This is a genomic window from Flavobacterium sp. ACAM 123 (assembly GCF_000264055.1).
Lineage (GTDB): Bacteria > Bacteroidota > Bacteroidia > Flavobacteriales > Flavobacteriaceae > Flavobacterium.
Map to the genome: position 1 here is coordinate 1 of NZ_AJXL01000119.1, position 9909 is coordinate 9909.

The following is a 9909-nucleotide window of genomic DNA, read 5'->3' on the forward strand; positions in this document are numbered from 1 at the left end:
TTNTTTTTATTTTATGTTCAAAATCTACTATTGAATATTCTTAAATTTTCACTGGTTTCTCAGCTGTGAAAATAAAATACAGTCCAATAAGAATAAAAGGAATACTAAGCCATTGGCCAGTAGAAAGTAATCCTAGAGCGCTTTCAAATCCACCTTGACTTTCCTTCACAAATTCTACAACGATACGTACAGAAAATAATAACACTAGAAAAAGGCCGAATAGAAATCCTGATTTTAATCTCGTTTCTGTTTTCCAGTACAATAAAAATAATATTGCAAAAACAAAAACATAACAAAATGCTTCATACAACTGAGCAGGGTGTCTGGATGGAACTTGCTCCAGTAAGTTAGCAAATTGGGGGTTAGTTGCAATAGCTTGATATGCCTCTGCAGGATTTGGTATTTGTGTTGCGTTTACGGCATCTCGCGCGCTAAATTGATCACGGACAAATTTTATTCCAAACGGGGAAGTGGTCTCTTTTCCTATTATCTCAGAATTGAAAAAATTGCCTAATCTCACGAAAATAGCGCCACTCGCCACTCCGATTACGATTCGGTCTAAAATCCATAACAATGGTCTTTTTAGTATTTTCTTACTGTAATAATACATTGCAATTATTATTGATATAGCTGCTCCATGACTTGCTAATCCAGCATAACCGGTGAATTCGAACGTAGGAGTGAATCGAAAAGGTAAAAATATTTCCAATAAATGATTGCGAAAGTATTCCCAATCGTAAAATATGACATGACCCAAACGTGCTCCTAGCAATGTTGCCAGCACGGTCCAGATGAATAAGGAATCCAATTTTTCTATGGATTCGTTTTCACGATCATAGATGTTTTTCATAATGTACCAACCTAAACCAAATGCAATTACAAACATAAGGCTGTAGAAACGAATTATAAAAAAACCTAAATCAATACCTTCTGATGGGTTCCAAACTATGTTTAAAGCGTGTGTCATTATTTTCTATTTGGTGTAAAAATACATTTTTTGTTTTGAGTTCCAATAGTATATTGAAGATATGCCATGTTTGTTTGTGCTATTTAAGAGTCAAAAAACGCAATTTCGACGATGTTGATCGTATTAATGGTTGCATTTTTTTTTGGGGACGGGGTCATAGCCAGTTTTACCCCAAGGATGACAGCTTAAAATACGTTTAATACCCAGAAATCCACCATAAAACAGACCATGTGTTTGCAATGCCTCAATCATGTAGGAAGAACAGGTGGGTGCAAATCGGCAGGCTGCTGGCATAAAAGGGGATAGGACTAGCTGATAAAATCGAACGAGTAAGACAAATGGGAATATGATTATTTTTGAAAGCATATTTTAGGTAATTAGCATTTGTATTCGTTAGCTGATCACTAAAAAGGGATTATTGAACATTAAAGGTTGTACCGTCTTTAGCGTCTTTCAATTGGATTCCGTAGGTTATCAATTGATCTCTTATTTGGTCAGATAGTTTAAAGTTCTTGTCTGCCCTGGCTTGATTCCTCATACCGATAAGCATATTAACAACTCCTTCCAGTTTATCGTTACCGCTGTTTACAGTTTTTTCAGCTTCTAGTCCCAATACATCAAATACAAAGGCGTTCATTGCAATGGAAAAATTTTCTAAATCAACTGCGTTCAAGGTTTCTTTATCATCATGTATGAGATTGATAAAGCGAACTCCTTCAAATAATTGTGCGATTAAAATAGGGGAATTAAAATCGTCATTCATAGCGTCATAACAGGACTGTTTCCAGTTTATTATGTCTAATGTGCTTTTAGAACTTGCATTTATCTGTTTTAAAGTTGTTAACGATTCCATGAGCCTTTTGTACCCTTTTTCAGCTGCAACAATGGCATCATCAGAAAAATCAAGTATGCTCCTGTAGTGTGCCTGTAACATAAAGAATCGAGCTACCGAAGCAGGAAAGGCTTTACTTAAGATGGAATTTTCTCCTGTTAAGATTTCTCTCGGTAAAATATTGTTGCCGGTCGATTTGGCCATTTTTTTACCGTTTAAAGTCAGCATGTTTGCATGCATCCAGTAATTAACGGGAGTTTGACCAGTACAAGCTTCATTTTGTGCAATTTCACATTCGTGATGTGGAAATTTCAAATCCATTCCGCCACCGTGAATATCAAAATGGTTTCCTAGATATTTCGTACTCATCGCTGTGCACTCTAAATGCCAACCAGGAAAACCTTCACTCCATGGAGAAGGCCAGCGCATAATATGCTGCGGCTCCGCTTTTTTCCAAAGTGCAAAATCTTGAGGGTTTCTTTTGTCGGTTTGTCCGTCAAGATCACGAGTATTGGCAAGCATGTCTTCAATATTTCGACCGCTTAATCTACCGTAATAATTTGTCTCGTTGAATTTGACGACATCAAAATAGACTGAGCCATTAGCTACATATCCTATTCCTTTATCGATAATTGTTTTGATGATTTCTATTTGTTCAATAAGGTGGCCCGTAGCTGTAGGCTCAATACTTGGAGGTAAAAAGTTAAAAGCTTTCAAAATTTCATGAAAGTCGACAGTGTAGCGTTGAACCACTTCCATAGGTTCTAACTGCTCTAAACGTGCTTTCTTTGCGATTTTATCTTCGCCGTCCTCTGCATCATCCACAATATGTCCCACATCGGTAATGTTACGTACATAGCGAACTTTATAACCTATATGTAGTAAGTACCTAAATATAATGTCAAATGACATAAAAGTTCTCACGTTACCAAGATGAACATTGCTGTAAACTGTTGGGCCGCAAACATACATACCAATGTTACCTTCATGAATAGGAACGAATGTTTCTTTGTCGCCTGAAAGAGAATTGTATATTTTTAACTTCTGGGTAGTATATAAAGGCATGTTTGTTTTTTTAGGAGCTGTTTCCTGCTTTCCGTTTCAATCTTTTTATCTCGTCCGAAAGACGAGATAAAAAGGATTTTCACTTCAATCAGGGCTAGGGATTTATGGGGGAATAACGAATAAATTACTTTAGAATTTTGTTTCTAATTTAATATAATCCAAAAACTCTCTTCGAGCTTGTGGGTCTTTAAATTTTCCGCCAAATTCAGAGGTGACTGTGCTACTTTCGATATCACTGATTCCTCGTGAGTTTACACAAAGATGTTTTGCGTCAATAACACAGGCAACATCTTTTGTGCCCAAAGCATTTTGTAATTCCTGAACGATTTGCATCGTCAAACGCTCTTGTACTTGCGGTCTTTTAGAATAGTACTCAACAATTCTATTCATCTTTGAAAGACCAATTACTCTTCCGTTAGAGATATAAGCCACATGGGCTCTTCCTATGATCGGTAATAAATGATGCTCACAAGTCGAGTAGACAATAATGTTTTTTTCAACTAACATTTCGCCGTATTTATAATTATTGTCGAATGTAGATGCTTTTGGTTTTCTTGCAGGATTCAATCCTCCAAAAATTTCTTTTACAAACATTTTGGCGACACGATTAGGAGTGCCCTTAATGCTGTCATCTGTCAAATCCATCCCTAATGTAAGAAGGATATTTTCAACATCTTTTTTTATACTTTCTATTTTTTCGTCATCAGTAATATCAAACGCGTCTTTTCGTAACGGATTTGTTGCGCATGAACCAATATGATTATCTCCTATTTCGTCATGAATTTCTTCATTATGTTTCATTAAAAGCTACTATTATGGTGGGTGTATAAATTTAGTCTGTAAAGATAATTAATAAATATTAAAGAATTTCCATCCGTTTTAATAATTAATTTCCGCTTTAAGACAGTGATTGTGTAAAGTATTCTTTACGATTTTAAATTAAAAACAAACGGCAATAACTGTAATGGTTATTGCCGTTGTAGGGTATTGTTATGATTATCAAAGATGTATCGTTATTTTATTAACGCTTATCATCTTGTTACTGTTAAATTTCAACGCTATATTATTTTGAATTATAAACTATAATTGCTTCTTTAAGTATTTGTACGGCTCTAATTAATTCTTCTTTCTTTAAGACATAAGCAATTCGAACCTGGTTCAAACCTACTCCTGGCGTGGAGTAAAATCCAGCTCCTGGCGCTACCATTACTGTTTCTCCATCGAGATCGTAACTTTCTAAAAGCCATCTGGCAAAATCATCTGCGTTTTCAATAGGAAGTTCAGCGATACAATAAAAAGCCCCTTTAGGAGTAGCTACTTTCACACCTTCAATTTTTTGTAGCTCAGCTACAAGTGTATCTCTACGTTCTCTGTACTCTGAAATTACTTCATCAAAATAACTTTGAGGAGTATCAAGAGCTGCCTCGCTGGCTACTTGAGCAAATGTTGGCGGACTTAATCTTGCTTGTGCAAATTTCATTGCAGCGCCCATTAATTCTTTATTTTTTGACACAATGCAACCAATTCTTGCACCACACATGCTGTATCTTTTGGACACAGAGTCAATCATTATAGCGTTTTGTTCCAGTCCGGGAATGTTCATTACTGAATAATGAATGTCTCCATCATACGTGAACTCTCTGTAGACTTCATCAGCGACTAAAAACAGATCGTGTTTTTTTACCAAGTCAGCAAGTTGCATCATTTCCTCTTTAGAATACAAATAACCCGTTGGGTTTCCTGGATTGCAAATAAGGATTGCTTTTGTTTGTGGTGTAATTAGTTTTTCGAAATCAGCTATTGCAGGTAAAGCAAAACCAGTATCAATCGATGAAATAGCCGGAACTACATTGACTCCGGATGCAGCAGAAAAACCGTTGTAATTCGCGTAAAACGGCTCAGGTATGATAATTTCATCTCCCGGGTCCATAGTACTTCCCATTGCAAAAAGCAAAGCTTCCGATCCACCTGTTGTAATGATTATATCTTCTACATTTATTGGTAATCCCTGATTAATATAGAATTGGGATAATTTGGTTCTATAACTTTCAAAACCAGCTGAATGGCTGTATTCTAATACTTTTATATCAAAATTCTTTACCGCATTCATGGCCACCTCAGGGGTTTTAATGTCAGGTTGTCCGATATTCAAGTGATATACTTTGTTTCCTTTTTTCTTCGCGATTTCGGAGTAAGGAACTAATTTACGTATTGGAGATTCAGGCATTTGTGTACCCTTGTTCGATATTTTTGGCATGGTAGTAATTGTTGAAGTGCAAATTTGCGATTTTTTTTTTGAACTAAATAAGCTATCAAGCCTATTTATTGTTAAATGTGCAGTATTCTTCTGTTTTTTCAGTAATTTTATGAAAACCCCAACCAATGAGAAATAGAATTTTGTTTTTTTTGCTTTTCATTTATGCCTTTACCGCGGCGCAGGGTAGTTTTCGATTTAAAAAAGAAGTCAACAAAGTAAAGATTCCTTTCAAATTGATCAATAACTTGGTATTCATACCGATAAATGTCAATGGGGTGGAGTTAACATTTTTATTGGATTCCGGTGTAAAGGAGACTATTCTGTTTAGTTTAGAAGATAAAAATGAAATTAGTCTTAAAAACATTGAAAAAATTACGTTGCGGGGATTAGGAAGTGAAAATGCGATTGAAGGATTGAAATCTGTGGGTAATTTATTAGAGCTTAAGGGGATGGAATCGCACAATCATCTTTTTTATATTATTGTTAATCAAGATTTTAATCTATCCACCCACGTTGGGATTCCAGTAAATGGAGTTATTGGATCTACCTTTTTTAAAAACGGTGTAGTGGAAATTAATTATGAAAAGAAAAGGGTTGTTTTTTATAAAAATAGTGGCAAAAACAGAAAAAGAATAGAAAGAAAGTATACAAAAGTTCCCATTACTATTGAAGAATCAAAGCCGTATGTAATTGGAAATGTTGTTACTGATTCTAATCTCATTCCAGTTCCAGCAAAATTACTTATCGATGTTGGAAACAGCGATGCGATTTGGCTTTTTCCAGATGTTTCTGATAAGATAAATGTTCCAGTAAATAATTTTGAGGATTATTTGGGTAAAGGCTTTAGCGGAGACGTGGTTGGAAGAAGGGCAAGAATAGCTACGTTTTTAATTTCTGATTTTAAATTTAGTAGGCCCATAGTAGCCTTCCCAGATTCCAGCTCCATAAAACATTTAACACTGGTTCCAGGTCGGGTGGGCTCCGTTGGAGGTGAAATTTTACGTAGATTTTCAGTTATTTTTGACTTCGCAAATGAGTCTTTGTATTTAAAGAAAAATAGAACATATTTTGCTCCATTTGTTTATAATAAAAGTGGGATTGAAATTATGCATTCTGGTGTGCAATGGGTTAAGGAAACAGTCCGGCTTCAAACTTTTCCTGTAACTGTAGACTATGCGGGTTATAATAGAGAGAAAAATATTTCTAATTTTAAATACAAGTTTCAATTAAAACCTGTTTTCGAAATAGCAAATGTTCGAAAAAAATCACCTGCAGCAAATAGTGGTTTGCAAAAGGGAGACGTGATTATTTCCATAAATAAAAATCCTTCCTATAATTATACACTACAGAAAATCAATTCATTTTTAAGACCAGAAGAGGAGAAATGGATAACCTTAGAAATTGAAAGAAACAGCCAGCCGCTGAAATTTAGCTTTCAACTCATAGATGTTTTGTAAAGAAAAAAGCCCTTCTTGAAATAAAGATCAAGAAAGGCTTCCGTTTTTTTAAGCTGTTATGTATTAGTTAGCAGTCACTACTCCTTTAATTTTTAAAGGAATTCTGCCGCCATCATAATTAATAGCATTAGATTCCACTGTAATTGTTTTTCTGATAGGTCCTACGGTCATGTTGTACTTCACTTCGATCTTACTTGATTTACCTGGTAGAACAGTGTCAGTTTGTTTTGACAGGATAGTAGAACTCGTGGTGGACTGAATTGCATAGATAATTAGCGGAGTAGTGCCAGTATTGGTAAATTCAAATACTCTGATGCCATTATCTTTTCCTTTAGTTATTGTTCCGTAATCTATAGTATTGTTTTCTGCTTCAAATTCGATTTTAGCTGCGTTCTGAGAAAATCCCATACTGGTAAAGAATATGACCGCTATTGCTGTTACTATTTTTTTCATAAGAATTTTTTTATTAATGAAAAGTAAATTTAGTTTCTTTTAATTAAAGCACAAATTTTTATTTCTCTTTTTATAGTGTACTTAATTATTTACTTTTGTACCCTACATCAATTACAAATATCAGACCAAAGTTTAATTTTGGTTTTAACAGTTGCTTTTATGACAATTCCCGCACAATTTGACGCTAAGACTATTGAAGATAAATGGTATGACTACTGGATGAAAAACAATTATTTTCATTCGGAACCAGACCATAGAACCCCTTACACCATTGTAATCCCTCCTCCAAATGTTACTGGAGTTTTACACATGGGACACATGTTAAACAATACAATTCAAGATGTCTTGATTAGACGAGCTCGTCTCAAGGGTTTTAATGCGTGCTGGGTTCCCGGTACGGATCATGCTTCTATCGCTACCGAAGCTAAAGTTGTAGCTAAATTGAAAGCAGAAGGAATTAATAAAAATGATTTGACTCGCGAAGAATTTCTTGCTCATGCTTGGGATTGGAAAGAGAAATACGGTGGAGTTATTTTAGAGCAACTTAAAAAATTAGGTGCTTCTTGCGACTGGGAGCGAACTAAATTTACCATGGATCCTGATATGTCTGCTTCAGTGATTCATTCTTTTGTTGATCTGTATAACAAAGGGTTGATTTATCGTGGGTATCGAATGGTAAACTGGGATCCAGAAGCGAAAACGACTTTATCTGATGAAGAGGTTATTTTCGAAGAAAGACAAGGAAAATTATATTTCCTAAAATATAAAATTAGCTCCCTAACCCCCGAAGGGGGAACAGCAAATGCGGAGGAATACCTTACCATTGCTACAACACGTCCAGAAACTATTTTTGGGGATAGCGCGATTTGCATTAATCCAAATGATGAACGTTTCGCACACTTGAGAGGAAAGAGCGCGATCGTACCTATTTGTGGTCGTGTGATTCCTATAATAGAAGATGAATATGTTGACATCGAATTTGGGACTGGCTGTTTGAAAGTGACTCCGGCGCATGATATGAATGATAAAGCTCTTGGAGAAAAACACAATTTAGAAATTATCGATATCTTCAATGAGGATGCAACAATGAATAGTTTTGGTTTGCACTACCAAGGAAAAGACCGTTTTGTGGTACGTGCAGAAATCGAAAAAGAATTAGAAACTACAGGAGCTTTGGTAAAAGTAGAGGCTTATCTTAATAAGGTGGGAACCTCTGAAAGAACTAAAGCCGTTATCGAACCGAGATTATCAGATCAATGGTTCTTAAAAATGGAAGATTTAGTAAAGCCTGCCATAAAAGCAGTTTTAGAGGATGGTGAAGTTAAATTGCATCCAAAACGCTTTGAGAACACGTACGCTCATTGGTTGAATAATATTCGCGATTGGAATATTTCTCGTCAATTGTGGTGGGGACAACAAATCCCTGCTTATTTCTATGGAGATGGAAAAGAAGATTTTGTAGTGGCTGAAAATATTGAAGAAGCTTTGGCTTTAGCCAAAGAAAAGACTAACAACTCTGGACTAAAGACTGAGGACTTAAAACAAGATGTTGATGCCTTAGATACTTGGTTTTCTTCTTGGTTATGGCCAATGTCCGTTTTTGGGGGAATTACAGATCCCGAAAACGAAGACTTTGAATACTATTACCCAACGAATGATTTGGTTACCGGTCCAGATATTTTATTTTTCTGGGTAGCCAGAATGATAATTGCAGGATATGAATACACTGGAAAAAAACCATTTACAAATGTCTATTTAACCGGATTAGTTCGCGACAGGCAAAGACGTAAAATGTCTAAATCACTAGGGAATTCTCCTGATCCTTTAGATTTAATTGAAAAATTTGGCGCCGATGGTGTTCGAGTAGGATTATTATTAAGCGCTTCGGCAGGAAATGACATCATGTTTGACGAAGAATTGTGTAACCAAGGAAAAGGATTTACTAATAAAATTTGGAATGCTTTCAAATTGATAAAAGGATGGGAAGTATCGGATACAATTCCGCAACCAGAATCTTCTAAGGCGGCTATCGAATGGTATGAGGCTAAATTGCAACAAACGCTTTTAGAAATCGAAGATAATTTTGAAAAATACAGAATATCAGAGGCTTTAATGGGAACCTACAAATTGGTATGGGATGATTTCTGTTCTTGGTTCCTCGAAATGATAAAGCCGGCTTACCAGCAGCCTATTGACAGCGTTACTTCTGCGAAAGCAATAGAAATGCTTGAAAATAATTTAAAAGTATTGCATCCCTTTATGCCATTCTTGACAGAAGAGATTTGGCAGATATTGGCAGAGCGAACTCCTGAAGAAGCGTTAATTGTTTCAGCATGGCCAGAATTAAAACTTTTTGACGCTAATCTGATTGCTGATTTTGAAAGCACAGCAGAAGTGATTTCTGGAATTAGAACCATTCGTAAAGACAAGAACATCCCTTTTAAAGATCCAATTGAATTGAAAGTAATCAACAACGATTCTGCTTCTACTTATTTTGATTCTGTTGTAACCAAATTAGGAAACATTACGGCATTGGAATATGTTTCTGATAAAGTGGAAGGTGCACTATCCTTTAGAGTGAAATCGAATGAATATTTTATTCCGATTACTGGAAATATAGACGTCGAAGCAGAAGTTACTAAATTGACTACCGAATTGAACTATACAAAAGGATTCTTAAAGTCCGTTCAAAACAAACTGGCAAATGAGAAATTTGTAGCTGGTGCCCCCGAGAAAGTGTTGGCAAACGAACGACAAAAAGAAGCCGATGCTCTGGCAAAAATTGCTACCATAGAGCAAAGTTTGGCTGGATTGAAATAAATTTAGCATTTCCTTTAAGTAAAAATCCCAATTCTGAAAACTTTCAGAATTGGGATTT

General features: G+C 35.6%; 8 protein-coding genes. 2 read left to right on the plus strand and 6 right to left on the minus strand.

Features of this window, described 5'->3' with window-relative positions:
* Positions 1-40: 40 nt before the first annotated feature.
* From lgt to A3SG_RS0115845, 5 genes are all read right to left on the minus strand, one after another.
* Entirely contained in the window at positions 41-967 is a 927-nt protein-coding gene (gene lgt / locus A3SG_RS0115825; protein WP_016990980.1) for a prolipoprotein diacylglyceryl transferase, read from the minus strand.
* A 123-nt stretch (positions 968-1090) separates the two neighbouring features.
* Positions 1091-1333: a membrane protein insertion efficiency factor YidD gene (gene yidD / locus A3SG_RS0115830; protein WP_029596857.1), complete on the minus strand. Its 243-nt coding sequence runs from the start codon at positions 1331-1333 to the stop codon at positions 1091-1093.
* A gap of 49 nt (positions 1334-1382) precedes the next feature.
* Positions 1383-2864, minus strand: coding sequence for a cysteine--tRNA ligase (gene cysS / locus A3SG_RS0115835; RefSeq protein WP_029596858.1), 1482 nt, complete (start codon positions 2862-2864; stop codon positions 1383-1385).
* Between the two features lie 129 nt (positions 2865-2993).
* Positions 2994-3665, minus strand: a complete 672-nt coding sequence (gene folE, locus A3SG_RS0115840) for a GTP cyclohydrolase I FolE (protein WP_016990983.1) — start codon at positions 3663-3665, stop codon at positions 2994-2996.
* Between the two features lie 262 nt (positions 3666-3927).
* A complete protein-coding gene (locus A3SG_RS0115845) occupies positions 3928-5121 on the minus strand; it encodes a pyridoxal phosphate-dependent aminotransferase (RefSeq protein ID WP_016990984.1) in 1194 nt (397 codons plus the stop codon).
* Between the two features lie 125 nt (positions 5122-5246).
* On the opposite strand from A3SG_RS0115845, the gene A3SG_RS0115855 reads away from it, so the two are divergent.
* A complete protein-coding gene (locus A3SG_RS0115855; RefSeq protein WP_016990986.1) occupies positions 5247-6578 on the plus strand; it encodes a retropepsin-like aspartic protease in 1332 nt (443 codons plus the stop codon).
* A gap of 63 nt (positions 6579-6641) precedes the next feature.
* On the opposite strand, the gene A3SG_RS0115860 is transcribed toward A3SG_RS0115855, so the two are convergent.
* Entirely contained in the window at positions 6642-7031 is a 390-nt protein-coding gene (locus A3SG_RS0115860; protein WP_016990987.1) for a DUF1573 domain-containing protein, read from the minus strand.
* A 159-nt stretch (positions 7032-7190) separates the two neighbouring features.
* On the opposite strand from A3SG_RS0115860, the gene A3SG_RS0115865 reads away from it, so the two are divergent.
* Positions 7191-9851 (plus strand): valine--tRNA ligase, encoded by a 2661-nt coding sequence (locus A3SG_RS0115865; RefSeq protein WP_016990988.1) that lies wholly within the window; start codon positions 7191-7193, stop codon positions 9849-9851.
* Positions 9852-9909: the final 58 nt, after the last annotated feature.